This window comes from Streptomyces sp. CA-142005, assembly GCF_050942335.1.
Lineage (GTDB): Bacteria > Actinomycetota > Actinomycetes > Streptomycetales > Streptomycetaceae > Streptomyces.
In genome coordinates this window covers 6,886,993-6,913,820 of the sequence record NZ_CP192078.1, presented here as the reverse complement: position 1 = coordinate 6,913,820, position 26,828 = coordinate 6,886,993, and the positions used below count along the sequence as shown (strand labels likewise).

The following is a 26,828-nucleotide window of genomic DNA, read 5'->3' as shown; positions in this document are numbered from 1 at the left end:
AATCTCGCCACACCCGCGCCAAGGCCCCAAGCCGGGCCCCACGACCCCTGGACGGGGCAGCGAGCCGGGAGTTACCTGGCATACGTGGGAAGTGCGCGCGCACGGTACGGGGGCCACGCAACCGGGCACAGCGGTGAACTGTCGGCGGATTGGGGCGCTTACCTATGACACCTACGCTCGTGCGGCGGCACGTGCCTCACGCGGACTCCGCACCCCGCGTGGACCTGTGCGCACGCGCGCGTGACTGGTCCGAGATCCAGGAGCGGATGCTGGTGCCGCTCTACGAAGCCGTCTACGAGCGACTCGAAGTGGGCCCCGCCACCAGGCTGCTGGGCCTGCGCTGCGGCGCCGGGCTCGCGCTGCTGCTGGCGGCCGGCAGAGGTGCCGAGGTGACCGGTGTCGACGCCGCCTGTCCCGAACGGCTCGACCTCGCCCGCGAACGCCTGCTGCCGGACGCCCGGCGCGGCGCGAACGGAGGCGTCCTCGGCGGCACCGGTGCCCACGGCGGAGGCCGCGACGGGCGTGGCCACCCCGGCGGGCGCGGTGCGCGCGCCGAAGCGGACGGCCCGTCCGGTGCCCCCGGCCCGCAGGGTGCTCCCGGCCGGTCCGGCGCGCGCGGCGACGGCGGGCTCGGCACAAGCGGCCGTACACGCGCGCGTGCCGCCGCGGAACTCGTCGCCGGCTCGCCCGGCGACGCGGCCGGCGCGGAGGACGCCGCCTACACCCTGGTGACCGTCTTCGAGCCGATCGGGTGCCTTGCGGGCGACTCCGAGGGGCTGGGGGAACTGCTGGCGGACGCGCTGCCGCTGGCCGCGCGCGGTGCCGCCGTGGTGCTGGCCGGCTGGGGTCCGCCGGAGCGCTGCGCCACCTCCTCGGTGCTGCGGGTGGCGACGAAGCTGGCCGATCCCCTGCGCAGCGCGCGCAGCTGGCGGCCGGCCCGCCGGGACGACCTGGAGGAGGTCGCCCAGCGGGCGGGGCTGAAGCCGGACGGCTCGGGGCGGGTGGCCTGTCCGTTCGGGTACGCCGACGTCGACAGCGCCGTACGGGGGCTGCTGTCGACCGGTCTGTTCGACGCGGCGATCGCGGCGACGGACGCCAAGCAGGTCGACAAGGAGCTGACGGAGGCCCTGCACCCCTACCGGCGCCCGGACGGGACGGTGTGGATGCCGAACGTCTTCCGCTACCTGGTCGCCCGTGTGCCTTAGGAGTCGCCCTCCTTGGTCAGGCGCGTGATCCCGGCGATCCGGTACGCCTCCGCCTCCTCCAGCGTCTCGTTCTCCAGCAGCGCCTGCGCCAGGGCGTCCAGCTGGCCGCGGTGGTCGCGGAGTTTGCGGCACGCCTCCTCGTAGCACTCGTCCACGATCCGCCGCATCTCGACGTCGATCACGTCGAGCGTCTGCGGGGCGGCGGAGAGGCCGTAGGCCTGCTGGGCGTCGCTCGGGAGGGCGGACAGGCGGCCGACCCGCTCGCTCATGCCCCAGCGGGCCACCATCCCGCGCGAGATGTTGGTGACCTGTTCGAGGTCGTTCTCCGCACCCGTGGTGACCACCCCGTAGACGACGTCCTCCGCCGCCATGCCGCCCAGGGCGCCGATGATGCGACCGCGCAGGTAGTCCTCCGAGTGGGCGTACCGCTCCACCTCGGGCGTGGACATGGTCACCCCGAGTGCCCGGCCGCGCGGCACGATGGTGATCTTGCGGACCGGATCGGCGCCGGGCTGCAGCATGCCCAGGAGGGCGTGGCCGCTCTCGTGGTACGCGGTGCGCCGGCGGTCGTCCTCGGGCATCACCAGGGTGCGCTCGGCCCCCAGCTGGACCTTCTCCAGCGCCTCCGACATGTCCGAGGCGGTCACCTGCTCCTGCTTGCGCTTGACCGCGAGCAGAGCGGCCTCGTTGGCGAGATTGGCCAGATCCGCGCCCGTCATGCCGGGGGTGACACGGGCCAGCTGGGTCAGGTCGACGTCGGGCCCGAGCGGGATGTCCCGGGTGTGGATGCGCAGGATCGACTCGCGCCCGGTGCGGTCCGGCGGGGCCACGTTGACCACCCGGTCGAAGCGGCCGGGACGGGTCAGGGCCGGGTCCAGGATGTCCGCGCGGTTGGTCGCCGCGATGACGATGACGCCCTCCGCGCCGGAGAAGCCGTCCATCTCGGTGAGGATCTGGTTCAGCGTCTGCTCGCGCTCGTCGTGCCCGCTCATGGAGGCGCCGCCGGCGCGCGCCCGGCCGATGGTGTCGATCTCGTCGATGAAGATGATCGACGGCGCCACCTTGCGGGCCTCGGCGAAGAGTTCGCGGACGCGGGACGCGCCGACGCCGACGATCATCTCGATGAACTCGGACGCGGAGGCGGAGAAGAACGGCACGCCGGCCTCGCCCGCGACCGCGCGGGCCAGCAGGGTCTTGCCGGTGCCGGGCGGACCCGCGAGCAGCACGCCGCGGGGCAGCTTCGCACCCATCCTGCGGTAGACGTCGGGGTGTTCCAGGAAGTCGACGACGTCGTCCAGTTCGCCCTTGACCTCGTCGATGCCGGCCACGTCCGCGAAGGTCGTGCGCTCGGTGCCCGGCCGCAACCCGACCGGTTTGGGCGGCGCCCGGCGGCCGAACAGGCCACCCGCGCCGGGCAGGGCCCCGCCGATCCGCCGTGCGAAGAAGATCCACACCACGGCCAGGACCGCGATCGGGATGAGGGAGATCAGCACGTTGGACAGCAGGCTGCGCTCCTGCACGACCGGCCGCGCGGTCACCGTCACCCCGTGGCTGCTCAGGTTCTGCCACAGCCTGTCGTCCGCGAAGGCCGGGCGCTGTGTCTTGAACCGGGTGTACGAGCCGCCGTCCTCGGGGTTGGCCCGCGCACTCTTGAGCTGGCCCTGGATCGCGTCACCCTTGGAGTAGATCTTGGCGACGTTGCCGGCCGCGACCTGCCTGCTGAACTCCGTGTACGAGATCGTCGGCTGGTTGCCCTGGCCGAGATAGTTCAGTCCGACATAGGCCAGCAGGAAGACGATCACCGCGGTGACGAGCAGTCCCCACCACTTGCCGCCGCGGATCCTTCCACCGCCGGGCCGCCGGGGCGATTCGTCGGGGGTGCCCTCGGTGCGCCACGGCTGATCCGGAGTCTTGCGTGGTGGCGCCGCATCGCTCATATCTGGACGTTAAGGCATATGGCGGACGTCGGCATGCGCTGAGGGCGCCCCCCACGGCCGGGGGGCGCCCTCAGGGACGTACGAACGGGGCTCAGCCCATGAACTTCTTGAACTCGTCCGGCAGCTCGAAGTCCTGACCGCCCTGCTGCGGGAGCCCGAAGGCGCCGCCCTGCGCGGCGGCCTCGCGGCGCTGGGCCTCCTCCAGCTCCTGCTGCTTGCGCTTCATCGGGTTGCCGGAGCGCTGCTTGCCCTTGGCCTTCTTCTGCTGCTTCTTCTGCCGGCCGGGGCCGCCGCCCATGCCCGGGATCCCCGGCATGCCCGGCATACCGCCGCCCTGGGCCATGCGGGACATCATCTTGCGGGCCTCGAAGAACCGCTCGACCAGGTTCTTCACCGCGCTGACGTCGACACCGGAACCCCTGGCGATACGGGCGCGACGGGAGCCGTTGATGATCGTCGGGTCCTGGCGCTCGCCCGGGGTCATCGACTTGATGATCGCGGCGGTGCGGTCGACGTCCCGCTCGTCGATGTTCTGGATCTGGTCCTTGATCTGGCCCATGCCCGGGAGCATGCCGAGCAGCTTGCTGATGCTGCCCATCTTCCGGACCTGCTCCATCTGGGCCAGGAAGTCGTCCAGGGTGAAGTCCTGGCCCTTCTTGGACGCCAGCTTCGAGGCCATCTTGGCGGCCTCTTCCTGGCTGAAGGTCTTCTCCGCCTGCTCGATCAGGGTGAGCAGGTCACCCATGTCGAGGATGCGGGAGGCCATCCGGTCCGGGTGGAAGGCGTCGAAGTCGTCCAGCTTCTCGCCGTTCGACGCGAACATGATCGGCTTGCCGGTGATCTGCCGGATCGACAGGGCGGCACCACCGCGGGCGTCACCGTCGAGCTTGGAGAGCACCACACCGTCGAAGCCGACGCCGTCGCGGAAGGCCTCGGCGGTGTTGACGGCGTCCTGGCCGATCATCGCGTCGACGACGAACAGGATCTCGTCCGGGGAGACCGCGTCCCGGATGTCCGCGGCCTGCTGCATCATCTCGGCGTCGATGCCGAGGCGGCCAGCGGTGTCCACGATCACGATGTCGTGGACCTTGGTCTTCGCGTGGTCGATGGAGTCCTTGGCGACCTTGACCGGGTCACCGACGCCGTTGCCCGGCTCGGGGGCGTACACGGCGACGCCGGCGCGCTCGGCGACGACGCTCAGCTGGTTGACGGCGTTCGGGCGCTGGAGGTCGGCGGCGACCAGCAGCGGCGAGTGGCCCTGCTCCTTCAGCCACCGGCCGAGCTTGCCCGCGAGGGTGGTCTTACCGGCACCCTGCAGACCCGCCAGCATGATCACGGTGGGCGGCTGCTTGGCGAAGCGCAGGCGCCGCGTCTCGCCACCGAGGATGGTGACGAGCTCGTCGTTGACGATCTTCAGGACCTGCTGGGCCGGGTTCAGCGCCCTGGAGACCTCGGCGCTGAGCGCCCTCTCCTTGACGTTCTTGATGAAGGTCCGGACGACCGGGAGGGCGACGTCCGCTTCGAGGAGCGCGATACGGATCTCGCGCGCCGTGGCGTCGATGTCCGCCTCGCTGAGGCGCCCCTTCCCGCGGAGATTCTTGAATGTCGCGCTGAGGCGGTCGGAGAGGGTATCGAACACGGTGGCGTCGGTCCTCGGAAGTCGGAGACGGTTCGGGCTGCCCTCCAGGGTATCCGGACCCGCAAGCAAATCGTCCCCGCCTGCTCTCGTCGGCGACCGGGAACACACCTGGCGCCCGCCGGGGTCACGCCCGCAACGTCTCCTCCAGGACCCGTGCCAGCGACCCGGCGTCCTCCGCCGGCAGCGGTTCCCCGGCGCCGGTGGTGACATAGAACGCATCCACCGCGTTGGAACCCAGCGTCGACACGTGCATGCTCCGCACCCGCACCCCCGCCTTCTCCAGGGCCATCCCGATCCGGTGCAGCAGGCCCGGGGCGTCCTGGGCGCGGACCTCGATCACCGTGGCGTGGTGGGAGGCCGCCGGAGCGACGGTCACCCTCGGCGGCGGGGCCACCCAGCCGCGCCGGCGGGGGTAGGCCGCGTCCCGTTCGGCGAGGCGGCCGGCGATGTCCAGGGTGCCGTCGAGGGCGCGGACGAGGTCGGCGCGCAGCCGGGTGGCCTGCGGCAGGGAGCCGTACTCGGCGGCCACCCGCCAGTTCAGCAGCAGCACCGAGCCGTCGTCGACGTCGTCGGGCAGGCGCAGGGTGCGCAGCTCGGCCGTGCGGACGGTGAGCCGGTGCACGGCGAGGACACCGGCGACGGCGGGGAGGACGGCGGGCTGGTCGGGTACGGCGATGATCAGCTCGACGCCCAGGGGTTCCTGGACGGACTCCTGATCGGGGACCGGTTCCGTCTGGGCGCGCAGCGCGAGGACCGGGCCGCCGGTGCGGTAGGCCTCGATCGCCAGCCGCTCCTGCTCGGCCGTGGGCGCGGCTGGCTCCGGCTCGGCCGGGGCGTCGCCGGCGAGCACGGCGGAGACCCGCCCCACCAGGTCGGCGACGAGGGAGCCGCGCCAGGAGGACCAGGCCGCGGGGCCGGTGGCGAGGGCGTCGGCCTCGGTCAGGGCGTGCAGCAGCTCCAGGGTGCTCTGGCTGCCGACCGCCTCGGCGACCGAGCGGACCGTGGCCGGGTCGTCGAGGTCGCGGCGGGTGGCCGTCTCGATCAGCAGCAGGTGGTGGCGGACCAGGACGGACAGCACGTCCACGTCCGTGCGGTCGAAGCCGATCCGGGCCGCCACGTCCTTGGCGATGATCTCGCCGGCCACCGAGTGGTCGCCGGGCCAGCCCTTGCCGATGTCGTGCAGCAGGGCGGACACCAGGAGGAGGTCGGGGCGGCTGACCCGGCGGGTCAGTTCGGAGGCGCGGACGGCCGTCTCGATCAGGTGCCGGTCGACCGTCCAGATGTGGACGGCGTTGCGCTGCGGGCGGCAGCGGACCCGTTCCCAGTCCGGCAGCAGGCGGCTGATCAGGCCTTCCGCCTCCAGCGCCTCCCAGACGTCGACGGTCGGGCGGCCGGAGCCGAGCAGCGTCACCAGCTGCTCACGGGCCTCGGCGGGCCAGGGCGTGGGCAGGGGGCGCGCGGTGGCGGCCATGCGCCGTACGGCGTGCAGGGAGAGCGGGAGGCCGGCCTGCGCGGCGGCGGCCGCGGCGCGCAGGGGAAGCACGGGGTCGCGCTCGGGGCGTGCGGCGCGGGCGAGCACCACCTCGCCGTCCTGCTCCACCACGCCCTCGGCGAGCGGGGAGCGCTCGGCGACGGGCTTGCCGCCGCCCAGCATGGCGCGCAGACGGGGACGGACGGCGCGCGATCGCAGCACGCGCCCCACCTCGCGCCAGGTGACGTCACTGGCGTACGAGACGACCCGGGCCGCCTCGTACACCTGCCGCAGCAGGGTGTCCGCGTCCAGCAGCCCCAGCTCGGCCGCCACCTGGTCCTGCTCCTGCAGCGCGAGCCGGTCGGTGGCACGGCCGGTCGCCAGGTGCAGCGCGTCCCGTACGTCGAGCAGCCGCCGGCGGGCGTCCGCGAGGCCCTCGCGCGGGGCGTCGGCGAGCCAGGAGGCGGCGACGGCGCGCAGGGCGGTGGCGTCCCTCAGGCCGCCGCGCGCCTCCTTGAGGTCGGGTTCCAGCAGGTACTGCAGCTCGCCCTGGCGCTCGGCGCGCTCGGCGCAGAGTTCCTGGAGTTCGGGCAGGCGTTTGGGGGCCTGGTTGCGCCAGTCGGCGAGGACGGCCGTACGCAGGCCGGCGGTCAGGCCGGCGTCGCCGGCGAGATGGCGCGCGTCCAGGAGGCCGAGTTGGACTTTCAGATCCTCCCCGGCGGTCTTGCGGGCCTCCGCCGGGGTGCGCACGGAGTGGTCGAGGGCGAGGCCCATGTCCCAGATCGGATACCAGAGGCGGTCGGCCAGGGCGGCGACGGCCTTGGTGTCACTGCCGTCGTGCAGCAGGAGCAGGTCCAGGTCGCTGCGCGGGGACAGCTCGCCGCGGCCGTAGCCGCCGACGGCGACCAGGGAGGCACCCGGGAATCCCTCGGCGGCCGCCTTGAACAGCCCGGCGAGCCAGTCGTCGGTCAGTCCCGCGAGGGCGGCACGGCGCGGCGGCCCGGACCGCGCCCCCTCGGTGAGGAGGCGCAGCCGGGCCGCCGCGTAGCCGCTGGGTCCCGAGTCCTCTGCCATCCGCTCGTCCGTTCCCGTCACCCAGCGACTCCCGTTCTGAGAAGGTGTGATCAGAGCGCGTCCGGCCCGCGCTCGCCGGTGCGGACCCGTACGGCCGTCTCGACCGGCAGGGACCAGACCTTGCCGTCACCGATCTTGCCGGTGCGGGCCGCCTTGACGATGACCTCGATCAGCTGCTCCGCGTCGTCGTCCTCGGCCAGGACCTCTATGCGGATCTTGGGGACCAGGTCGACGGTGTACTCGGCACCGCGGTAGACCTCGGTGTGGCCCCGCTGACGACCGTAACCGCTGGCCTCGGTGACCGTCAGGCCGTGGACGCCGAAGGCCTGCAGGGCCTCCTTGATCTCGTCCAGCCGGTGGGGCTTGACGACGGCGGTGATGAGCTTCATGCGTCCACCTTCTTGGTCTGCGTGGCGGCCACGGCGGGGGCGTGGGCGGTGGAGCCGATGACACCGCCGCCGGCACCGCTGAAGTCGTAGGCGGTCTCGGCGTGCTCGGCCTGGTCGATACCGGAGATCTCCTGGTCCTCGGTGACCCGCATGCCGATCGTCTTGTCGAGCAGGAAGGCGAGGACCGCGGAGACGATCAGCGAGTAGGCGAGGACCGCGCCGACACCGGCGAACTGCTTCCACAGCTGGGTCCAGCTGTGGTCGCCGTAGAAGACACCGGTCGCGGTGGACTGGCCCTTGCCGGTGGCGAAGAAGCCGATCAGCAGGGAGCCGATGATGCCGCCGACCATGTGGACGCCGACGACGTCGAGGGAGTCGTCGTAGCCGAACTTGAACTTCAGGCCCACGGCCGCGGCGCAGGCGACACCGGCGATGGCGCCGACGGCGATCGCGCCGAGCGGGGACACCGCGCCGCCGGACGGGGTGATCGCGACCAGACCGGCGACCGCGCCGGAGGCGGCGCCCAGCGTGGTGAACGCGCCGTGCCGGATCTTCTCGTAGGCGAGCCAGGCCAGCATGGCGGCGGCCGTCGCGACCTGCGTGTTGACGAACATCAGCGCGCCGACGCCGTCGTCGTTGCCGAGCCAGGAGCCCGCGTTGAAGCCGAACCAGCCGAACCACAGCAGGCCGGCACCGAGCATGACCAGCGGCAGGCTGTGCGGGCGCATCGGGTCCTTCTTGAAGCCGACGCGCTTGCCGATGACGAGGATGACGCCGAGCGCTCCGGCACCCGCGTTGATGTGGACCGCCGTACCACCCGCGAAGTCGATCACGCCGAGCTTGTAGGCCCAGCCGTCGGCACCCCACACCCAGTGGGCGACCGGGACGTACACGAGCGTCAGCCACAGCGCGATGAACAGCGACCAGGCCGAGAACTTGACGCGGTCCGCGAGGGCGCCGCTGATCAAGGCCGGCGTGATGATCGCGAACATCATCTGGAAGACCATGAACACGAAGATCGGGATGGTGTAGCCGGGCCAGAGCTCCGTCAGACCGATCTTGCGCAGGCCGAACCAGTCGGAGTCCCAGCCGATGAAGCTGTTGTTCGTGCCGAAGGCGAGGGAGAAGCCGTAGAGCACCCACAAGATGGTGACGATGCCCATGCTGATGAAGCTCATCATCAGCATGTTCAGGGTGCTCTTGACGCGGACCATGCCTCCGTAGAAGAAGGCGAGACCCGGCGTCATGATCAGTACCAGGGCAGAAGCTATGAGCATGAAGCCTGTGTTCGCGGCAGACAGCTTGGGTGCCTCCGCGGCAAGCGTGATGGCTGGTGCCATCGGCGTCTCCTCGTCGGTTGGTACGGCCCCGTGCGGGCGGTGCCTGAGCGGTCCGGCGGGTCGTGGGGTGTGGGCCGGTTATGCGCCATGAGATTGGCGCAGCGCGGTTTCGGTGGAAGCCCCTCGTTGTTTCGCCGGGGTGACGAAGGCGCCTGGCGTGTTACGCGTCCATGAACTGCCGGATCTCGACCCTGCCGATCGTTATCGTGACGCAACCTGCTCCGGTCGGCACGTGGTGACACGTACGGGGAAACAGGCCGGCCGCGGCGGGGCCTCTCCGATGACCTGGCGTGGGGGAGCCGAGTCGGGCAGTTCGGGAGGACCGGCCGCGGCCGGGGCAGGGGAGCCGGGTGCGTCAGACCGCTGCGGCGGTTTCCGGCAGGTCGACGGCGAGCTGATCGCTGAGGTCGACGACGGCGGCGAGATCGCCGTAGTCCCGTACGGCCGTGTCGACGGTCTTTCGAATACGAGTGTTCACACGCTCGGAGCGGACTTTCCTGGCGATCTCCATGGCCTGGGAGGCGTAGGCCGTGCTCTGCTCGGGCTCGCGCTGGAGCAGGTGCACCGTGGCCATGCCGATCAGGTTCAGCGCGTACGACCGCTGGTGCTCGCTGTCCTCCGCGAACTTGTCCACCGCCTTGCGCATCAGCGGCTCGGCGAGGGAGGCGTAGGCGGGGCTGCGTCCGGCGACGTAGGCGAGGTCGCGGAAGGAGTGGGAGTTCTCGCCGTACAGCTCGGCCTCGGAGAAGAAGCGGATCCAGTCGGGGTCCGGCTCGTCCCACTCGTCGGCCTCGGCGAAGGTGTCCTCGGCCATGCGGACCGCGCGCTTGGTCTTGCCGGGCTGGCCCATGTTGGCGTAGGCGCGGGCCTCCATCGCATACAGCATGGACTGGGTGCGCGGGCTCGCGCAGTCGCGGCTGCCGTACTGGGCGAGGTGGATCAGCTCCAGCGCGTCGTCGGGCCGGCCGAGATGGATCATCTGCCGGCTCATGCTGGAGAGGATGTACGAGCCGAGGGGCTTGTCGCCGGCCTCCTTGGACGCGTGCAGGGCGAGGACGAAGTACTTCTGCGCGGTGGGCTGGAGGCCCACGTCGTACGACATCCAGCCGGCCAGTTCGGCGAGTTCGGCGGCGACCTTGAAGAGCTTGCGGGTGGTGGCCTCGGGCTGGGGTTCCTGGAGCAGGTCCGTGACCTCGTGCAGCTGGCCGACGACCGCCTTGCGGCGCAGACCGCCGCCGCACTGGGCGTCCCACTGCCGGAACATCCGCGTGGTGGACTCCAGCAGGTCCAGTTCGGGCTTGGACAGCCGGCCGGGCCTGCGGAGGTCGAGGACGGGCTCCGGCTCGGCGGGGACCGGGGAGGTGGGGTTCGGGACCAGCCAGCGCTGCATGGGCTCGATGAGGGAGGGCCCGGCGGACAGCGCCAGCGAGGTGCCGAGGAAGCCGCGCCGGGCCAGCATCAGGTCGCTGCGCGAGAACTCGCTGAGCAGGGCGACCGTCTGCGGCGCCGTCCAGGGCAGGTCGACACCGGACGCGGAGGGTGACTGGCGGGCGGCGCGCAGGCCGAGGTCCTCGATGGAGACCACACAGCCGAAGCGCTCGGAGAACAGCTCCGAGAGGATGCGCGGGATCGGCTCGCGCGGGTTCTCCCCGTCCAGCCAGCGGCGCACGCGCGAGGTGTCCGTGGAGATGTGGTTGGCACCCAGCTGGCGTGCCCGGCGGTTCACTTGGCGGGCCAGCTCGCCCTTGGACCAGCCGCTCCGCACGAACCACGAGCCGAGCAGGTCGTTGGGGCGCCTGTCAGCGTTCGCTCCGCTACCGCCGTTGCCGCTCACTGGAACGCCCCCATCCCTGAGACCACTTGTCGTCGAGTGCGCCAAGCCTTATCAGAATGCCGGTAAATACGGCCTCTTGTCCGCCGGTTCTCACCCTTCGAACGAGCTGACGCCTCGCCCCCGGCATACCCATCCATGCATATGCCGACCGGACTCGCGCACTCACAGTAATCCTACGATCACCCGCTCAACCACCGGGATCCCTGAAACGCCACCATTCGCCACCCCTTCGAATGAACTCACCGTCGCCGGTACGCGATTCACTTGACATAGGACGGCCGGAAGTGGGCGGAGTGGTGCACCCGGGGGCGCGAACACCCCGATGCGCCACCCGTAGCACCTCAAGGCGCCGCCTTGGCCTCGCGGCGACCGGGGAATGCGGAGCCGTAGCGTTACGTTCCGCTTCCGTCTCGCTCCGTGGCGTAACCACCGGCGCGCTGGACCCGTTGGAGGGGGCATGGACTTCACGATCGGCGGCATTCGCGAGATCCGCTCCAGCACGCGTCGGCGCGGCCGTTCGTCGGAGTGCACCGCCGTCGCCGAGTTCACCGGACTGTGGGGCTGGGACGTGGTGCCGGGAGCCCGGGCCGCGGCGGGCGCCTGCTCGTGCGGACGCGCCGACTGCCCGGCGCCGGGTGCGCATCCGCTGGAGTTCGCGGCCCAGGTGCCGGCCGGGGCCACGCTGGACGAGGTGAGCAAGGCCTGGGCGGAGGTGCCGGGCGCCGCGGTGATGCTTCCGGTGGGCCGGGCGTTCGACGTGGTCGAGGTCTCCGAGGCCGCGGGCCGCCGCGCCCTGGCCCGCCTGGAGCGGATGGGCCTCCCCCTCGGCCCGGTGACCGCGACCCCGGACGGCCGCGCCCACTTCTTCGTCGCACCCGGCGCCGCCGCCGAGCTCTCCCGGCTGCTCTACCGCATGGGCTGGGACGACCCCTCGGCCCTGGACCTGCGCGGCCTCGGACCCGGTACGCACATCACCGCGCCGCCCTCCGACCGGGGCGGCCTGGGCCCGGTGCGCTGGCTGCGCCCGCCCGCGCTGGACTCGGCGACCCGTCCCCCGGCGGCGCGACTGCTGCTGGGCACGCTGGCCTATGTGGCCCACCGGTCGCGAGCGCGGGCCTGACCAGCACGTAACGCGAAACGCCCGTCCCCAACTGCACCTTGGGGCGGGCGCCCCTGACCAGCACCAGCCCCACCGGCAAGGCGAAGCGCCCGAACCCCACTGCACCTTGGGGCGGGCGCTTCCCGTCAGTCACCGCAACCGGTAACCACTCAGTCACCGATCAGAGCATCCACGAACGCCTCCGGCTCGAAGGGCGCGAGATCGTCCGCACCCTCACCGAGGCCGACCAGCTTGACCGGGACGCCCAGCTCGCGCTGGACCGCGACGACGATGCCGCCCTTGGCCGTGCCGTCCAGCTTGGTCAGCACGATGCCGGTGATGTCCACGACCTCCGCGAAGACGCGGGCCTGCACCAAGCCGTTCTGGCCGGTGGTGGCGTCCAGGACGAGCAGCACCTCGTCCAGCGGCGCGTGCTTCTCCACGACCCGCTTGACCTTGCCGAGCTCGTCCATGAGGCCGGTCTTGGTGTGCAGGCGGCCGGCGGTGTCGATGAGGACGACGTCGACCCCCATCTCCTTGCCTTCCTTCACCGCGTCGAAGGCGACGGAGGCGGGATCGCCGGCCTCCGGCCCGCGCACGGTGTAGGCGCCGACCCGCTCACCCCAGGTCTGCAGCTGGTCGGCGGCGGCGGCGCGGAAGGTGTCGGCGGCGCCCAGCACGACGGTGCGGCCGTCGGCCACGAGCACGCGCGCGAGCTTGCCGGTGGTGGTGGTCTTGCCGGTGCCGTTGACACCGACGACCATCACGATGCCGGGCTTGCGGTCCGCGGGCTCGGTCTTGACCGTGCGGTCGAAGTCCGTGCCGATCACCTTGAGCAGCTCCTCGCGCAGCAGGCCGCGCAGCTCCTCGGGCGTACGGGTGCCGAGCACCTTCACGCGCTCGCGCAGGCTGTCGACCAGCTCCTGGGTGGGCTGCACACCGACGTCGGCGGTGAGCAGCGTGTCCTCGATCTCCTCCCAGGTCTCGTCGTCCAGGTGCTCGCGCGAGAGCAGCGTGAGCAGGCCCTTGCCGAGGGCGGTCTGGGAGCGGGACAGGCGGGCGCGCAGCCGGATCAGCCGGCCCGCGGTGGGCTCCGGGATCTCGATCTCGGGAGCCTCGACGGCGGCAGGGGGCTCCTCCACGACGACCGGTGCGGGGCCGCCGGGGAGATCCACCTCCTCGATGGTGCGGCGCGGTTCTTCGCGCGGCGTCTCGGCCTCTTCGCCGACGTGCGGCTCGGCCGGTGGCGCGGTGATGTCGGGCGTCTTCGGCGGCGGAGGAGGCAGCGGCTTCTTGCGCCGGGTGCCCACCAACAGCCCGCCGAGCGCCGCGAGCACGACCACGGCGATGACTACAGCAAGGATGACGGTTTCCATAACGCGTCCAGTATCAGTCATGGGTTTGCGCAGAAAGCTGTTTGTGCCTTCGTCCGAGAGACAAACGCCACTTAATGCGATGACTCGGAGCAAAGTACGATGGTGGCGACTCTATTGACGCGCGTAGAGTCCCGAGCGTCCCTGTCCCCCCACGTCTGGTGCCCCTTTTTCATGAGCAAAACCGTCGACACCGAAGGCGCTCTCGAGACCCGAGGTATCGAACAGGTCCCCGATCACGAGCGCACGGCGAAGACCCGTGAGCTGTTCCCCACCTGGGTCGGCGCCAACATCAGCGTGCTGCTGCTGACGATGGGCGCGAGCCTCGTCGTGGCGTACCACCTGAACATCTGGCAGGCCCTCGTCGTCGCGGTGGCCGCGCCGATCGTGTCGTACGGCCTGGTCGGTCTGATCGGAATCGCGGGCAAGCGCGGTGGCGCGCCCGGCATGGCGCTGTCGCGCGCGGTCTTCGGCCAGCGCGGCAACCTGCTGCCCGGTTCGCTGATCTGGGTGGCGCGCTGGGGCTGGGAGACGATCAACGCGGTCACCGGCGCCTACGCGATGCTCACCATCCTGGACATCCTGTTCGGGCTGAAGGCCAACAGCGTGCTGGACATGGTGACGCTGCTGGTGTTCGTCGTCGCGACCTTCGCGATCTCGGGCCTCGGCATCAACGCCGTACAGAAGTGCAACAAGTACGCCACGTACCTCTTCGGCGTCTTCTCGGTGCTGGTCCTGGTCTACCTGGTGGCGAACACCGACTGGTCGAAGGTGATGCACCACAGCGCCGGTTCGACGGCCGCGGTGATCACCGGGATCGGCATGATCGCGGCCGGCGGTGTCAGCTGGATCCCGTCCGCGCCGGACTTCACCCGTTATCTGCCGCGCACCGCCTCCTCGAAGGCGATCGTCGGCACGGCGGTCGGCGGCGCCGGTGTCGTCGTGCTTCCCATGGTCCTGATGGGCGCGGTGATGGCGGTCGCCACGCCGGACCTGGCCTCGGCCACCGACCCGGTGTCCTTCCTCGGCGAGATCCTGCCGACGTGGATCGCGGTGCCGTACCTGTTCATCGCGCTGATCGGCATGCTGCTGATCAACTCGATGTCGATGTACTCGGCGGGCTTCACCGCCCAGACCCTCGGCTTCAAGGTGCCGCGCCACTGGGCGGTCTCGGTGAACGCGGTGATCTCGCTGGTCTTCGGCGGTGTGCTGATGCTGGTGGCGACGAGCTTCATGGGCTCGTTCATCGCCTTCCTGTCGCTGCTGGCGGTCGCCTTCTCCGCCTGGGTCGGCGTCTTCGGCGCGGACATGCTGCGCCGTACCGAGTACGACGGCCGCGCCATGACGGACACCACGCGCACCAGCGCCTACTGGTACAAGGGCGGCTTCTCCCCCGCGGCCGTGGCCGCCTGGGCGATCGGCCTGGCGTCGGGCCTGATGTTCACCACCTCGGACTGGTTCACCGGCCCGCTCGCGAAGAACAACGTCATCGGCGAGTACGGCCTCGGCTGGGTGGCCACGATCGTGATCTCGGGCGCGCTGTACCTGGTGCTGCCGAAGCCGGCGGTGACGCGGCCGGCGGAGGTCGTCGAGCGGGCCGAGGAGCGGGCGACCGTCGACGCCTGACGGCGTCAGCCGGCCGGGCCGTTCTTGTGCAGGGCCGCGCTCGCGCGAAAGCGGAGGCGGGAGCAGCGGTCCGTCGTCTCCTGGCCGGCGTCGTCCGGGCAGCAGCAGTGCCGGGCGAGCCACCGCAGGTCGTCCGGGTCGAGCCAGAGCGCGACCCGGCCCCGGCCGGCCTCCGCCCGCGGATCGGTGGGTACGGTGTCGGTCATCTGGCGAGCCTATCTCCCGCCTTCGCATGGCTATCTGACGCTGCGTCAGCTACCGTCCCCCTCCACCGCATCGCACCGGAGGGGGATTTCCCATGCCCGTCACGGTCGTCCGTTTCAACCTCGTCGCTCCCGGCGCCACTCCCGCCGCCCTCTCCGCGCGCTACCGGGCCGCCCTGGAGATGGCCGCGTACGCGGACGAGCGCGGGATCAGCACCGTGCAGACCGAGGAGCACCACGGCGCCGACGACAACTGGCTGCCGTCGCCGTTCGCCTTCGCGGGCGCGGTGTTCGGGGCGACCCGCCGGATCGCGGTGACCGTGTCGGCGGTGATCGGCCCGCTGCACGATCCGCTGCGGCTGGCCGAGGAGATCGCCGTACTGGACCTGCTGAGCGGCGGACGGCTGGTGACGGTGGCCGGGATCGGCTACCGGCCCGAGGAGTATGCCCTGTTCGACGTCGACTTCCGGCGCCGGGGCCGGCTCCAGGACGAGCTGCTGGAGACCCTGCTCAAGGCGTGGTCCGGCGAGGAGTTCATCTACCGGGGCCGTACGGTACGGCTCACCCCGCGCCCCTTCACCGATCCGCACCCCCTCCTCCTGGTCGGCGGCTCCTCCAAGGCCGCCGCCCGCCGGGCCGCCCGGCTCGGCCTGCCGTTCTTCCCGAGCGCGCATCTGCCGGAGCTGGAGTCGTACTACAAAGAGAAGCTCGCCGAGTACGGCACCGAGGGCTGGGTCATGATGCCCGCGGCCGAGACTCCCTTGCTGCACATCGCCGAGGATCCGGACCGGGCGTGGGCGGAGTACGGCGAGCACTTCCTGCACGAGGCGCGGACCTACGCCTCCTGGCAGTCGGGCCGGATCCGCTCGGCGGTGAAGTCGGCGGCCACGACGGTGCAGGAGCTGCGCACGGAGGGCGTGTACCGCATCCTCAGCCCGCAGGAGTGCGTGGCGCTGGGTGCCGACAGTCTCGTCCTGCATCCGCTGGCGGGCGGGATGCCGGTTGAGGAAGGGTGGCGCAGCCTCAGGCTCTTCGCGGAGCGGGTGCTTCCGGTGCTGGAGGATCGAGCCGCGCGATGAGGGCGCGGCCGAGCCGCTGGAGTTCCTCGTCGTGGTCGACGCTCCGGAACCGGCCGCCGCGCCGGGGCAGGGACAGTTGCTCGCGGAGCAGCGGCAGGGTGGCTCGGGCCGCGCGGGCGTCCATCCGGTCCAGGCAGGTCACGACGTGGTTGGCCGTCGACGGGTTCTGTGCCCAGGCCTGGAGCAGGGTGTCCAGGACGGCCGGTGCCTCGGCCTCGCCGCCGATCTCCCAGAGCGCGGCGGCGCGTGCACCCGGACCCATTCGTATTCGTAGTCGTCCGTCAGCAGCTCGCGCAGTAGCCCATCGGAGGGTGGTACTCGATCTCGCTGCCGTCGTCCTCGAAGGCTCTGTCGAGGGATTCCCGGCCGATGCTGACGATCAGCGTGACGACGGGGGCACGGTCGGGCGTGGTGTCGTCGCCGGCCGGCTCGAACAGGAACGGCAGGCTCGCCGCCGTCGGCGGGTACACGCTGCCCTGGTGGTGCACCGCGCCGTAGAACCGGTCGAGGGCAGGGCGCGACTGACAACGGGGGCGCTCCGGAACGACGGGCGGAACGGCGGGGCCGTACGACACCGCCGCCCCCGCACCGGGCAGTGGCCGGTGCGGGGGCGGCGGAAGGTACGAGGAGAGGGGCAGCGGGGACTTGGCCCTTCTCCCCGAGTCCACGGGGCGGGTCAGCCCATCTCCTCCAGCGCCTTGCCCTTCGTCTCCTTGACGAACTTCAGGACGAACGGGATCGAGAGCGCGGCGAAGACCGTGTAGATGACGTAGGTGCCGGAGAGGTTCCAGTCGGCCAGCGACGGGAAGCTCGCGGTGATGGCCCAGTTGGCGATCCACTGCGCTGCGGCGGCCACGCCCAGGGCGGCGGCGCGGATCTTGTTCGGGAACATCTCGCCGAGCATGACCCAGACCACCACGCCCCACGACAGGGCGAAGAAGAGGACGAACACGTGGGCGGCGATCAGGGCGACCCAGCCCTGGGTGCCCGGGAGCTTGCCGTCGACGAGGTGGTACGAGAACGCCCAGGCCTCCAGGGCCAGACCGACGGCCATGCCGACGGAGCCGATGAGGGCGAGCGGCTTGCGGCCGACGCGGTCCACGAAGATCATCGCGATCACGGTGCCGACGATGTTGATGATCGACGTCGTGAAGGAGTAGAAGAACGAGTCCGTCGGGTCGACACCGACCGACTGCCACAGCGTCGAGGAGTAGTAGAACGCGACGTTGATGCCGACGAACTGCTGGAAGACCGACAGGCCGATGCCGACCCAGACGATCGGCTTGAAGAAGAAGCCGCCGCCGAGCAGGTCCTTGAAGGTGGACTTGTGCTCGCTCGTCATCGCGTGCTCGATCTCGGCGACGCGGGCGTCCAGGTCGACGTCCTTGCCCTCGACCTCGGCGAGGATCTCCTTGGCGCGCTCACGCTTGCCGACGGAGAGCAGGAAGCGCGGGGACTCGGGGATCGCGAAGGACAGCATGCCGTAGAGGACGGCGGGGACGACCATGACGCCGAGCATGACCTGCCAGGCCTCCAGGCCCATCAGGTGACCGCGCTGGTCGCCGCCGGCGGCGTTGAGCAGGCCCCAGTTGACCAGCTGGGAGATGGCGATGCCGACGACGATCGCGGCCTGCTGGAAGGAGCCGAGCCGGCCGCGGTAGGCGGGCGGTGCGACCTCGGCGATGTAGGCCGGGCCGATGACGGAGGCCATGCCGATGGCGAAGCCGCCGACGACGCGCCAGAGGGCGAAGTCCCAGAGGGAGAAGGGCAGTGCGGAGCCGACAGCGCTGACGACGAAGAGGACCGCGGCGATCTGCATGACCCGGATGCGGCCGATCCGGTCGGCTATGCGGCCGGCGGTCGCGGCGCCGATGGCACAGCCGATCAGGGCGATCGCGATGACCTGGGCGAGGGCCGCGGAGCCGATGTCGTAGCGATCGCGGATGGCCTCGACCGCGCCGTTGATCACGGAGCTGTCGTAACCGAACAGGAAACCGCCCATGGCGGCAGCCGCCGCGATGAAGATGACGTGCCCGAGATGCTCGGGTTGAGCCGTCCTGGCTCCTTGCTGAGGTGCCTGCGCTGTGCTGGTCACGAAAAACTCCTCGGGCCACGGCAACGCTGCCGGGTGGGGTGAGCCCTCTCAGGTAGTGAGACCTGAAGGTAAAAGCAACGTTGCAGAGACTATGCCTTCAAGTTTCGAAGTCAATAGTTCAGTTGCTGTGAGTTTTCGGATGTGGCCCAGGTCTCCATGTTCACTTCTTGAACACAGAGGGAGTTGATCTTGAATGGCCGACGCTAACGAAGGCGCTGGGAGATGACCTTGGAGACGCCGTCCCCCTGCATCGACACGCCGTAGAGCGCGTCGGCGACCTCCATCGTGCGCTTCTGGTGCGTGATCACGATGAGCTGCGAGGCCTCCTGCAGCTCCTGCATGATCCGGATCAGCCGCTGGAGGTTGGTGTCGTCCAGCGCCGCCTCGACCTCGTCCATGACGTAGAAGGGGCTCGGCCGGGCCTTGAAGATCGACACGAGCAGCGCCACGGCGGTCAGCGAGCGCTCGCCGCCGGACAGGAGGCTGAGCCGCTTGACCTTCTTGCCGGGCGGACGGGCCTCGACATCCACGCCCGTGGTGAGCATGTTGTCGGGATCGGTCAGGACCAGGCGGCCCTCGCCGCCCGGGAAGAGACGGCTAAAGACGCCCTCGAACTCGCGGGCGGTGTCCCGGTACGCCTCGGTGAAGACCTGCTCGACACGCTCGTCGACCTCCTTCACCACCTGGAGCAGATCGGCGCGGGTCTTCTTCAGGTCCTCCAGCTGCTCGCTGAGGAACTTGTGCCGCTCCTCCAGCGCCGCGAACTCCTCCAGCGCCAGCGGGTTGACCTTGCCCAGCTGCTGGTAGGCGCGCTCGGCTGCCTTGAGCCGCCGCTCCTGCTCGGCGCGGTGGAAGGGCTTGGGCTGGTTGCGCGGGTGCTCGGGGTCGTCGGGCAGCACCTCGCCCTCGGCGGGGGGCGAGGGCGGCACGAGCTGGTGCGGGCCGTACTCGGTCACCAGCCCCTCCGGTTCGACGCCCAGCTCCTCCAGCGCCCTGGTCTCCAGCTGCTCTATGCGCAGCCGTTTCTCGGCACCGAGCACCTCGCCGCGGTGGACGGAGTCGGTGAGCTTGTCGAGCTCGGCCTTGAGGTCGCGGCCCTGGGTCCGTGCGGTGGCCAGCTCCTGTTCCCGTCGGGCCTTCGCGGCCTCGGCGGCGGTGCGCTCCTGCTCGGCGCGGGCGAGGGACACCTCGATGTGCGCGAGCAGCTGCCGGGCGCCGGAGGCGACGGCCTCCGCCACGGCCGCCTCGTGCCGCAGCCGGGCGCGGCGCTGCTCGGCACGCGCGCGTGCCTCGCGTTCCGCGCGGGCGGCCCGGTCGAGCGAGTCGGCCCGCCCGGCGAGCCCCTTGACCCGCTCCTCGTGGGTACGGACCTGGAGGCGGGCCTCCATCTCGGTCTGCCGGGCGTTGGCACCGTCGGCGGCGAGCCGGTCGCGTACGGAGGTGTCGGGCTCCTCCTCGACCGGCATCTCCTCGGCGACCGCCAGCCGCTCGGCCAGCTCCTCGGCCTCCTGTACGGCCTTCTCCAGCGCCTCCTGCGCGCGTGCGGCGGCCGCGGCCGACCGCTCGGCCTCGCCTGCGGCGCCCCGGGCCTGCCCGGAGAGCCGGCCGAGCTGCTGGGCGACGGCCGACTTCTCCCGGTCGGCCGCGCGACGCCGCTCCGCGAGTTCCTCCACGAGGCCGGCGGCCTCGGTACGCCGTTCCGCCGCCGCCCGCTGCTCCTGGGCCAGCTCGTCGCACCGCACGGCCAGCTCGGCCAGCTCGGCCGCGGCCTCGTCGACGGAGGCCTGCACCTCCAGCAGGCTCGGCGCCCCCGCCGATCCGCCATGTGCGAAATGGGCACCGAGGAGATCGCCTTCGGCGGTCACGGCGGTGAGTTCCGGGTGCGCGCAGACGACGTCCTCGGCGTCCTCCAGGGTGCCTACGACGACGATTCCCTGCAGGAGGCGGTGGACGGCGGGCAGGAGGTCGGCGGGGCCGCGGACCAGGTCGGCGGCGGGGAGGGGGGCGCCCGATGGTGGGACGTCCGCGGGTGCGTCGGGGCTGGTCGCGCCGTTCCCCGTGCCCCCATGAGGCGCTTCCGCCGCCAGCAGGAGTGCTGCCCTGCCCCCGTCCTGTTTACGGAGGAGGCGGATCGCTTCGGCCGCCGCTGCCGGGGTGGTCACGGCGATCGCGTCCGCCGCCGCGCCGAAGGCCGCGGCCAGGGGGACCTCGTAGCCGGGGGTGACCGTCAGGAGTTCCGCCGCCGGCCCCAGGACCCCGGTGAGGCGGTCGCGGGCGCCGAGGAGTATGCCGGTGCCGTCCTTGCGGCGCAGGCCCAGGGCCAACGCCTCGTGGCGGGCCTGGGTCGCGGCGCGGGTGCGCTCGGTGGTGGTGAGGGCCTCGCGGGCCGCGCTCAGGGCGGCGTCGGCCTCGGCGAGCCGGCGCCTGGCCGCCTCGTGCTGTTCGGCCAGGTCGGCGTCGTCGGCATCGAGGCCGTCCACCTCGGCCTTCAGCGCCTCGTACTCCTCCTGGGCGCGCACCGCGCGGTCCTGTGCCTCGTCGCGGGCCGTGGCCAGGCGGTCGATCTCGGCCTGGGCCGAGGCCGCTCGGGAGCGGGCCGCGTTGACCTGGCCGGACAGGCGGGCCAGACCCTCGCGGCGGTCGGCGATGGCGCGCGCGACGTCCTTCAGCCGGCGTTCCTCGACGGCCAGTTCCCGCTCCAGTTCGGCGCGGTGGGCGACCGTGTCGTCGAGGGCGTGCTGGGCCGCCTCCAGGGCCGCCTCCAGCTCGGCCTCCTGCTCACGGATGCGGGCGGCCTCGCGCTCCAGGTCCTCGGGGTCGCGGCCGCGCCGCTCGTCGGGGGTCGCGGACGTCGCGCTCTTCACGCGCGCGTCGGCCAGCGAGATCGTGCCGCGGACGCGCTCGGCCAGCTGGGACAGCTCGTACCAGGTCTGCTGGGCGCGCTGGAGGCGGGGCGTGAGCTGCCGTACCTCGTCCTCCAGGAGGCCCTCGCGCTGCAGGGCCTTCTTCAGCTCCTGCTCGGCCGCCTCCTTGCGCTCCTTCAGGGCGGCCTCGTCGGCGATCTCGGCCTTGAGCGCTTCCCGCAGGCGTACCAGGTCGTCGGCCAGCAGGCGCAGGCGTGCGTCGCGCAGGTCCGCCTGGATCACGGCGGCCCGTCTCGCCACCGCCGCCTGCCGGCCCAGGGGCTTGAGCTGGCGGCGCAGTTCGTCCGTCAGGTCCTGCACGCGCGCGAGGTTGGCCTGCATCGCGTCCAGCTTGCGCAGGGCCTTCTCCTTGCGCTTGCGGTGCTTGAGGACGCCGGCCGCCTCTTCGATGAAGGCGCGGCGTCCCATCGGGTCGGCGTGCAGGACGGAGTCGAGCTGGCCCTGGCCGACGATGACGTGCATCTCGCGGCCGATGCCCGAGTCGGAGAGGAGTTCCTGGATGTCCAGGAGGCGGCACGTGTCGCCGTTGATCTGGTACTCGCTGCCGCCGTTGCGGAACATGATCCGCGTGATGGTGACCTCGGCGTACTCGATGGGCAGCGCGCCGTCGGAGTTGTCGATGGTCAGGGACACCTCGGCGCGGCCCAGCGGGGGGCGGCCGGTGGTGCCGGCGAAGATGACGTCCTCCATCTTGCCGCCGCGCAGCGACTTGGCGCCCTGTTCGCCCATGACCCAGCTGAGCGCGTCCACGACATTGGACTTGCCCGAGCCGTTCGGGCCGACGACACACGTGATCCCCGGCTCGAACCGGAGCGTGGTCGCCGAGGCGAACGACTTGAACCCGCGGAGGGTCAGGGCCTTGAGGTGCACGCCGCTGGACTCTACCTGGCGCCGCTATCTCACTCCACGAACACTCGCAACCCCACGGTTTCGCCATTGAACATGCAGGGCACACCGTACGTTAAAGACAGTGAAAGGATGCGCGGGGCAAGAAAGAAGGGACGCCGAAGCGTCCCTTGCAAACTCTGACGGCCGGGTTGCGGTCGTCCGATCAACTGAGCGGTTGATACGGCAGCCCGATCGCTGCGACTGCTGTCGTGGAGCGATGCAGTGATCAGGTGAGCGCAGGCTCCGCCTGGTGTGCGTCGATGCTCTCCATGATCCTGTCCTGAGAGGCGGCAGCCGTCAGCGCTTCGTTCTCCGCCTGAATCCGGACGAGCTCGGACTCCAGGTCCTGAACGCGCTGCTGCAGCCGTCGCATCTCGGCGAGGAGTCGAGGGTCGGAGCCGCCGACGTAACCGAGAAGCGCCTTTGCCATGATGGATGGTCCTCCACAATGAGTGACCGACCGATGCGGTTGGGTCGTGAGGGATTGCACCCGCGGTGCTTGGCACATCCGGGTGTTGCTCTGCTGTTGCTCCATGCCAAACAGCTAAGGTGCGCGGGGCTTTCAGCGTCTCACCAAAAAGTTTGACGGTCAACACGATCACGCCCTGTATTGGCGGGCAAACCGGGGCGCGCGGCCGGAAAAACGGCGGCGCAGCGAGTCATCCGGGGCCTTCAGGGCGTGGCGATCAGCTGTTCCTGGGGAGCCTGCCATGCCGGGCCGTTCTTGGCAACCACCAGGTCGTTTCTGCTGTGCGCATGTGCCCCCGGCAGTCTCCCGTGCGCCCGCCTGCGCCCCTTTACAGAATCGGTTCAGCGGATGGCGAAGCCGTCGTAGCCGCCGCGGGGTGTGTCCCAGATCTCGGTGACTCCGTCCACGTGTCCGGGCGTGTCGTCGCCCTGGAGCCAGTCGAGCAGTCCCTCGCAGCCCTCGCGCGCGCCCTCCGCGACGACTTGGACGCGGCCGTCGGCCAAATTGAGAGCAAAACCACTCAGGCCGCCGATCTCCAGCGCCTTGGCCCGCGTGAACCAGCGGAAACCCACACCTTGGACGCGTCCACGCACCCAGGCCACCAGTCGTACATCCTCGCTCATGGGTGCAACCTAACCAGCCGATGTCGCTCGGGACACATCGCCCGTCGGCGGCATGCGGTACCGTCCCGCCCGATGAATCTCATATGAAACTCACTCGATCGAGTGAGTCGGGTTGGCCATGCGGAGTCACTCGCCACGCAGGCGCCGGTCGACCGCGAGGACGAGGAAGAGGGCAAGGACATGGGACGCCACCGCCGCTCCGCCGCCGGCCGCGCCGCCAGGAACCGCCCCACGGGCGGCATACCCACGCGGCGGTCCACCACCGGGATCGGCACCCCGCAGGACTCGTTCACCGGTGAGCCGTGGCAGGACTCGTTCACCGGTGAGCCGTGGCAGGACCCCTTCACCGGTGAGGCGTCGTGGCAGGACTCGTACGCGGGCGGCGCCCGGCAGGGGTCGTACGCGGGTGTGGCGTGGCAGGACTCGTACCCGGGTGAGATCGTCCCGGGTGAGGTCCTCCGGCGGGAACCGGCGCCCCGGGGCATCGCGCCGTATCTGAACCCGGAGGCCTACACCCCGGCGACCGGTCTGCGGCCGCTGGACTACGCAGACGCCACCGCCAGGGCGCACGCCTACCTGTTCGCGGCGGAGGGCGACGGCCCGGACGGCCCCTGGGGTGGTGACTTCACCCCGGCCGGCCACCCCTCCCCCGGCCACCGGCGCCGGAAGAAGGCCGCGAGGCGGCCGGTGCGTGGAGGACTGCTCGGGGTGTCCGTGGCCGTGGCCCTCGGTACGGCCGCGGTGGCCACCGGCGTGGTGCCGGGCCTGCAGAACTACCGGCTCGGCGGCGCCACGCACACCACCGGCGGCGAGCGGGTGCAGACGGTGGACACGCCGAGCAACACGGCCGCCGAGCAGGGCGGCACCTCGGGCAGCGCCGACACCTCCGGGGGCGGCACCGGCCTGAACTCCGGGGGCTCGACGTCCCCGAGCCCGACCGCGTCCGCATCGGCGTCCGCGTCCGCGTCGGTCTCGCCCACGCCCACCCCGTCGAACACGGCGACCGGGCAGCCGACGCCGCCGGCGACGCCGGCCGGCAAGCCCGAGGCCACCCCGTCGCGTACGCCGTCCAAGACTCCGAAGGCACCGAAGGCTCCGAAGACGAGTGCCCCACCGGTGGCGGTCTCCACGGCGAGCGCCGCCGAGGCGGAGGTGCTGAAGCTCGTCAACGAGGAGCGGGCGAAGGTCGGGTGCAGCCCGCTGGCGGCGAACTCCTCCCTGTCCGAGCTGGCCGAGTCGTTCAGCGACGACATGGCGGCGCGGGACTTCTTCGACCACACCGACCCGGACGGCAAGACGCCGTGGGACCGGGCCGCGGCGGCGGGGATCACCGACCTCGGCGGCGAGAACATAGCCCGCGGCCAGGCCGACGCGGCGGCCGTGATGCAGGCCTGGATGGACAGCCCCGGCCACCGTGCCAACATCCTGAACTGCGACTTCAAGACCCTGGGCGTCGGCGTCCACTTGGGCCCGGGCGGACCTTGGTGGACACAGGACTTCGGCTACTGAGGCGTCCCTGACCCCTCAGGCCGCGCGCCCCCGCGTGAAGACCCGCGCCGTCTCGGTGACGCGGCGTCCCAGGTGCTCGGCCGTGGCGAGGTCGGACTTGTGCACGGCGTCCGGGCCCTCGTCCACGTTGGTCTGAGCAGCCGCGCCCGCGAAGACGCCGAGGCGGTTGAGGTCGTTCTCGGAGCCCGCGCTGTTGTTCCAGCCGGGGTGCAGGCCGAGGTTGATCCAGTTCATCCCGTGCTGTGCGGCGAGGATCTGGAAGAACTGCAGGGTGTGCAGCTTGTCGCCGCTCTTGGAGCCGGAGTTGGTGAAGCCGGCGGCCAGCTTGTCCTTCCAGTCCTGGCCGAACCAGCGCTTGGAGGTGGCCTCGGCGAAGACATGGAAGGCGCCGGAGGCGGTGCCCATGTAGGTGGGCGAGCCGAAGACGATCGCGTCGGAGCGGTCCAGCGTCTCCCACTGCTCGTCGGTGATCTCGTCGACCTTGATCAGGTGCACCTCGGCACCGGCGTCGGCGGCACCGGCGCGGACGGTCTCGGCGAGGACGGCGGTGTGGCCGTAGCCGGAGTGGTAGGCGATGGAAACGACAGGGGTGGTCACAGAGACTCCTCGAATGGGCCGCATGGGCCGCATGGGCAGCTTGGGCTGCACCGGCTGCATGGCAGCTCAGAAGCAGTGACTTCAGGAAAGCACTAACTTCTAGTTAGTGCAACCTGGCGGTTAGCGCTGCGCACGCGTACCCTCGTGCCATGACCGCCGGTATGAGCCAGATCGCCCAGGACCACGACGACCTCGCCTACAACGTCTTCGCCAAGGCCTGCCCGTCACGCGGCACGCTGGAGCACGTCACCGGCCGCTGGGGCGGTCTCACGCTCGGCGCGCTGTACGAGGGCTCGCTGCGCTTCAACGAGCTGCGCCGCCGCGTGGACGGGGTGAGCGAGAAGATGCTGTCCCAGACGCTGCACGCGCTGGAGCGCGACGGCCTGGTGCGCCGCGACGCGCAGCCGACCAACCCGCCGCGCGTGGACTACGAACTGACCCCCCTGGGCCGTCAGGTGGCCGAGCGGCTGCTGGCGCTCATCCACTGCGTGGAGGGCGCCATGGACGACGTCCTCGCGGCACGCGCGCGTTACGACGAGACGCGCGGCGCCCTCTGACACTTCGGGCAGAAGTAGCTGGAGCGGTTCATCCAGGGGCGGCGGCGCATCGGCGTGCCGCACCGCTTGCAGGGCAGGCCCTCACGGCCGTACGCGTCCAGGGACCGGTCGAAGTAGCCCGACTCGCCGTTGACGTTGACATACAGGCTGTCGAAGCTGGTGCCGCCCACGGCGAGGGCGGCGTTCATCACGTCCCGGACGTGGCCGAGGAGTTCGGTGGTGACGGGACGGGTGAAGTTCGCCGTCGGGCGCTCGTAGTGGATGCGGGAGCGCCACAGCGCCTCGTCGGCGTAGATGTTGCCCACCCCGCTGATCAGCGACTGGTCCAGCAGGGCCCGCTTGATGGTGGTCCGCTTGCGGCGCAGCGCCAGATGGAACGCCTCGTCGTCGAAGAGCTCGTCTAGGGGGTCGCGGGCGATGTGCGCGATGACGTCGGGCAGGCCGTCGGGGGTGTTGTCGTGCAACGACAGCCCGCCGAAGGTGCGTTGGTCGACGAACCGGAGTTCCGTGCCGAGCGAGTCGGCGAACCGGATCCGGATGCGCAGGTGCTTCTCGTCCGGCGCCTCGTGCGGCTGCACCAGCAGCTGACCGCTCATGCCGAGGTGGGCGAGGACGGACTGGTTGGTCTCCTCCAGCGGCAGCCACAGGTACTTGCCCCGTCGGCTGGGCGTGCCGATGTGGTGGCCCTTGAGCCGGTGCGTGAAGTCGTCGGACCCAGCCAGGTGCCGGCGTACGGCGCGCGGGTGCAGCACCTCGGTCTCGGCGACGGTGCGGTGGGCGACCCAGCGCGCCAGGCCGCGCCGGACGACCTCGACCTCGGGCAACTCGGGCATCGGGACCCCCGTACGAAGCGGTGGACGAGCCGAGCGCCCGCCCCCTCGGGAACGGCGGGGCGGG

General features: G+C 71.2%; 22 protein-coding genes. 6 read left to right on the top strand and 16 right to left on the bottom strand.

Annotated elements, in window-relative coordinates:
• The first annotated feature begins 164 nt into the window (after positions 1 to 164).
• The gene (locus tag ACQPXS_RS32315) at positions 165 to 1,205 is read left to right on the top strand and encodes an SAM-dependent methyltransferase (RefSeq protein WP_433452853.1); all 1,041 of its coding nucleotides are present in this window, start codon (positions 165 to 167) and stop codon (positions 1,203 to 1,205) included.
• On the opposite strand, the gene ftsH is transcribed toward ACQPXS_RS32315, so the two are convergent.
• From ftsH to nsdA, 6 genes are all read right to left on the bottom strand, one after another.
• On the bottom strand, positions 1,202 to 3,142 hold the full coding sequence (gene ftsH, locus ACQPXS_RS32310; protein WP_433452851.1) for an ATP-dependent zinc metalloprotease FtsH: 1,941 nt from the start codon (positions 3,140 to 3,142) through the stop codon (positions 1,202 to 1,204). The genes ACQPXS_RS32315 and ftsH overlap by 4 nt on opposite strands.
• A 91-nt stretch (positions 3,143 to 3,233) precedes the next feature.
• Positions 3,234 to 4,781 (bottom strand): signal recognition particle protein, encoded by a 1,548-nt coding sequence (ffh, locus tag ACQPXS_RS32305; protein WP_433452849.1) that lies wholly within the window; start codon positions 4,779 to 4,781, stop codon positions 3,234 to 3,236.
• 124 nt (positions 4,782 to 4,905) lie between these two features.
• Positions 4,906 to 7,347 carry a [protein-PII] uridylyltransferase gene (locus tag ACQPXS_RS32300; protein WP_433452847.1) on the bottom strand — a complete coding sequence of 814 codons (2,442 nt, stop codon included), beginning with the start codon at positions 7,345 to 7,347 and terminating at the stop codon, positions 4,906 to 4,908.
• A gap of 29 nt (positions 7,348 to 7,376) precedes the next feature.
• Positions 7,377 to 7,715, bottom strand: coding sequence for a P-II family nitrogen regulator (locus ACQPXS_RS32295; protein WP_030990174.1), 339 nt, complete (start codon positions 7,713 to 7,715; stop codon positions 7,377 to 7,379).
• On the bottom strand, positions 7,712 to 9,055 hold the full coding sequence (locus ACQPXS_RS32290) for an ammonium transporter (protein ID WP_433452846.1): 1,344 nt from the start codon (positions 9,053 to 9,055) through the stop codon (positions 7,712 to 7,714). Before ACQPXS_RS32290 ends, ACQPXS_RS32295 begins: the two co-directional genes overlap by 4 nt.
• 355 nt (positions 9,056 to 9,410) lie before the next feature.
• On the bottom strand, positions 9,411 to 10,889 hold the full coding sequence (gene nsdA / locus ACQPXS_RS32285; protein ID WP_433452844.1) for a transcriptional repressor NsdA: 1,479 nt from the start codon (positions 10,887 to 10,889) through the stop codon (positions 9,411 to 9,413).
• Positions 10,890 to 11,346: 457 nt separating this feature from the next.
• On the opposite strand from nsdA, the gene ACQPXS_RS32280 reads away from it, so the two are divergent.
• Positions 11,347 to 12,009 (top strand): bifunctional DNA primase/polymerase, encoded by a 663-nt coding sequence (locus ACQPXS_RS32280; RefSeq protein ID WP_433452843.1) that lies wholly within the window; start codon positions 11,347 to 11,349, stop codon positions 12,007 to 12,009.
• A 149-nt stretch (positions 12,010 to 12,158) separates the two neighbouring features.
• On the opposite strand, the gene ftsY is transcribed toward ACQPXS_RS32280, so the two are convergent.
• Positions 12,159 to 13,364 (bottom strand): signal recognition particle-docking protein FtsY, encoded by a 1,206-nt coding sequence (ftsY, locus tag ACQPXS_RS32275; protein WP_351807190.1) that lies wholly within the window; start codon positions 13,362 to 13,364, stop codon positions 12,159 to 12,161.
• A 171-nt stretch (positions 13,365 to 13,535) separates the two neighbouring features.
• On the opposite strand from ftsY, the gene ACQPXS_RS32270 reads away from it, so the two are divergent.
• A complete protein-coding gene (locus ACQPXS_RS32270) occupies positions 13,536 to 14,987 on the top strand; it encodes a cytosine permease (protein ID WP_433452840.1) in 1,452 nt (483 codons plus the stop codon).
• Between the two features lie 5 nt (positions 14,988 to 14,992).
• Here ACQPXS_RS32270 and ACQPXS_RS32265 read toward each other — a convergent pair whose 3' ends face one another.
• Positions 14,993 to 15,193 (bottom strand): hypothetical protein, encoded by a 201-nt coding sequence (locus tag ACQPXS_RS32265; protein WP_433452838.1) that lies wholly within the window; start codon positions 15,191 to 15,193, stop codon positions 14,993 to 14,995.
• 92 nt (positions 15,194 to 15,285) lie between these two features.
• Between ACQPXS_RS32265 and ACQPXS_RS32260 the strand changes: the two genes are divergently transcribed.
• Entirely contained in the window at positions 15,286 to 16,269 is a 984-nt protein-coding gene (locus ACQPXS_RS32260) for an LLM class flavin-dependent oxidoreductase (protein WP_433452836.1), read from the top strand.
• Here ACQPXS_RS32260 and ACQPXS_RS32255 read toward each other — a convergent pair.
• From ACQPXS_RS32255 to ACQPXS_RS32230, 6 genes are all read right to left on the bottom strand, one after another.
• Positions 16,214 to 16,531, bottom strand: coding sequence for a hypothetical protein (locus ACQPXS_RS32255; protein WP_433452833.1), 318 nt, complete (start codon positions 16,529 to 16,531; stop codon positions 16,214 to 16,216). The two genes, ACQPXS_RS32260 and ACQPXS_RS32255, sit on opposite strands and share 56 nt — an antisense overlap.
• Positions 16,532 to 16,550: 19 nt before the next feature.
• Positions 16,551 to 16,937, bottom strand: a complete 387-nt coding sequence (locus tag ACQPXS_RS32250) for a hypothetical protein (protein WP_433452831.1) — start codon at positions 16,935 to 16,937, stop codon at positions 16,551 to 16,553.
• Positions 16,938 to 16,945: 8 nt separating this feature from the next.
• Positions 16,946 to 18,364, bottom strand: a complete 1,419-nt coding sequence (locus tag ACQPXS_RS32245) for a sugar porter family MFS transporter (protein ID WP_433452830.1) — start codon at positions 18,362 to 18,364, stop codon at positions 16,946 to 16,948.
• A 203-nt stretch (positions 18,365 to 18,567) separates the two neighbouring features.
• Positions 18,568 to 22,158, bottom strand: a complete 3,591-nt coding sequence (gene smc, locus ACQPXS_RS32240; protein ID WP_433452828.1) for a chromosome segregation protein SMC — start codon at positions 22,156 to 22,158, stop codon at positions 18,568 to 18,570.
• Positions 22,159 to 22,402: 244 nt separating this feature from the next.
• Positions 22,403 to 22,606 (bottom strand): hypothetical protein, encoded by a 204-nt coding sequence (locus ACQPXS_RS32235; protein ID WP_014675251.1) that lies wholly within the window; start codon positions 22,604 to 22,606, stop codon positions 22,403 to 22,405.
• Positions 22,607 to 22,986: 380 nt separating this feature from the next.
• Entirely contained in the window at positions 22,987 to 23,268 is a 282-nt protein-coding gene (locus ACQPXS_RS32230) for an acylphosphatase (RefSeq protein ID WP_190018654.1), read from the bottom strand.
• A 102-nt stretch (positions 23,269 to 23,370) separates the two neighbouring features.
• Here ACQPXS_RS32230 and ACQPXS_RS32225 point away from each other — a divergent pair, with 102 nt between their 5' ends.
• Complete coding sequence (locus ACQPXS_RS32225) at positions 23,371 to 24,777, top strand: CAP domain-containing protein (RefSeq protein WP_433452826.1); 1,407 nt, start codon at positions 23,371 to 23,373, stop codon at positions 24,775 to 24,777.
• 15 nt (positions 24,778 to 24,792) lie between these two features.
• On the opposite strand, the gene ACQPXS_RS32220 is transcribed toward ACQPXS_RS32225, so the two are convergent.
• Positions 24,793 to 25,374 carry a flavodoxin family protein gene (locus tag ACQPXS_RS32220; RefSeq protein ID WP_433452823.1) on the bottom strand — a complete coding sequence of 194 codons (582 nt, stop codon included), beginning with the start codon at positions 25,372 to 25,374 and terminating at the stop codon, positions 24,793 to 24,795.
• 161 nt (positions 25,375 to 25,535) lie between these two features.
• On the opposite strand from ACQPXS_RS32220, the gene ACQPXS_RS32215 reads away from it, so the two are divergent.
• Positions 25,536 to 25,931, top strand: coding sequence for a winged helix-turn-helix transcriptional regulator (locus ACQPXS_RS32215; RefSeq protein WP_433456045.1), 396 nt, complete (start codon positions 25,536 to 25,538; stop codon positions 25,929 to 25,931).
• Here ACQPXS_RS32215 and mutM read toward each other — a convergent pair.
• The gene (mutM, locus tag ACQPXS_RS32210) at positions 25,904 to 26,764 is read right to left on the bottom strand and encodes a bifunctional DNA-formamidopyrimidine glycosylase/DNA-(apurinic or apyrimidinic site) lyase (RefSeq protein ID WP_356305876.1); all 861 of its coding nucleotides are present in this window, start codon (positions 26,762 to 26,764) and stop codon (positions 25,904 to 25,906) included. The genes ACQPXS_RS32215 and mutM overlap by 28 nt on opposite strands.
• Between the last annotated feature and the right edge of the window lie 64 nt (positions 26,765 to 26,828).

Excerpts from the sequence above, each read along its gene's own strand:
- ACQPXS_RS32315 (WP_433452853.1), top strand. The coding sequence starts at position 165 with ATGACACCTACGCTCGTGCGGCGGCACGTGCCTCACGCGGACTCCGCA.
- ftsH (WP_433452851.1), bottom strand. The coding sequence starts at position 3,142 with ATGAGCGATGCGGCGCCACCACGCAAGACTCCGGATCAGCCGTGGCGC.
- ACQPXS_RS32295 (WP_030990174.1), bottom strand. The coding sequence starts at position 7,715 with ATGAAGCTCATCACCGCCGTCGTCAAGCCCCACCGGCTGGACGAGATC.
- ACQPXS_RS32290 (WP_433452846.1), bottom strand. The coding sequence starts at position 9,055 with ATGGCACCAGCCATCACGCTTGCCGCGGAGGCACCCAAGCTGTCTGCC.
- ACQPXS_RS32280 (WP_433452843.1), top strand. The coding sequence starts at position 11,347 with ATGGACTTCACGATCGGCGGCATTCGCGAGATCCGCTCCAGCACGCGT.
- ftsY (WP_351807190.1), bottom strand. The coding sequence starts at position 13,364 with ATGGAAACCGTCATCCTTGCTGTAGTCATCGCCGTGGTCGTGCTCGCG.
- ACQPXS_RS32270 (WP_433452840.1), top strand. The coding sequence starts at position 13,536 with ATGAGCAAAACCGTCGACACCGAAGGCGCTCTCGAGACCCGAGGTATC.
- ACQPXS_RS32265 (WP_433452838.1), bottom strand. The coding sequence starts at position 15,193 with ATGACCGACACCGTACCCACCGATCCGCGGGCGGAGGCCGGCCGGGGC.
- ACQPXS_RS32260 (WP_433452836.1), top strand. The coding sequence starts at position 15,286 with ATGCCCGTCACGGTCGTCCGTTTCAACCTCGTCGCTCCCGGCGCCACT.
- ACQPXS_RS32255 (WP_433452833.1), bottom strand. The coding sequence starts at position 16,531 with ATGGGTCCGGGTGCACGCGCCGCCGCGCTCTGGGAGATCGGCGGCGAG.
- ACQPXS_RS32235 (WP_014675251.1), bottom strand. The coding sequence starts at position 22,606 with ATGGCAAAGGCGCTTCTCGGTTACGTCGGCGGCTCCGACCCTCGACTC.
- ACQPXS_RS32230 (WP_190018654.1), bottom strand. The coding sequence starts at position 23,268 with ATGAGCGAGGATGTACGACTGGTGGCCTGGGTGCGTGGACGCGTCCAA.
- ACQPXS_RS32215 (WP_433456045.1), top strand. The coding sequence starts at position 25,536 with ATGAGCCAGATCGCCCAGGACCACGACGACCTCGCCTACAACGTCTTC.
- mutM (WP_356305876.1), bottom strand. The coding sequence starts at position 26,764 with ATGCCCGAGTTGCCCGAGGTCGAGGTCGTCCGGCGCGGCCTGGCGCGC.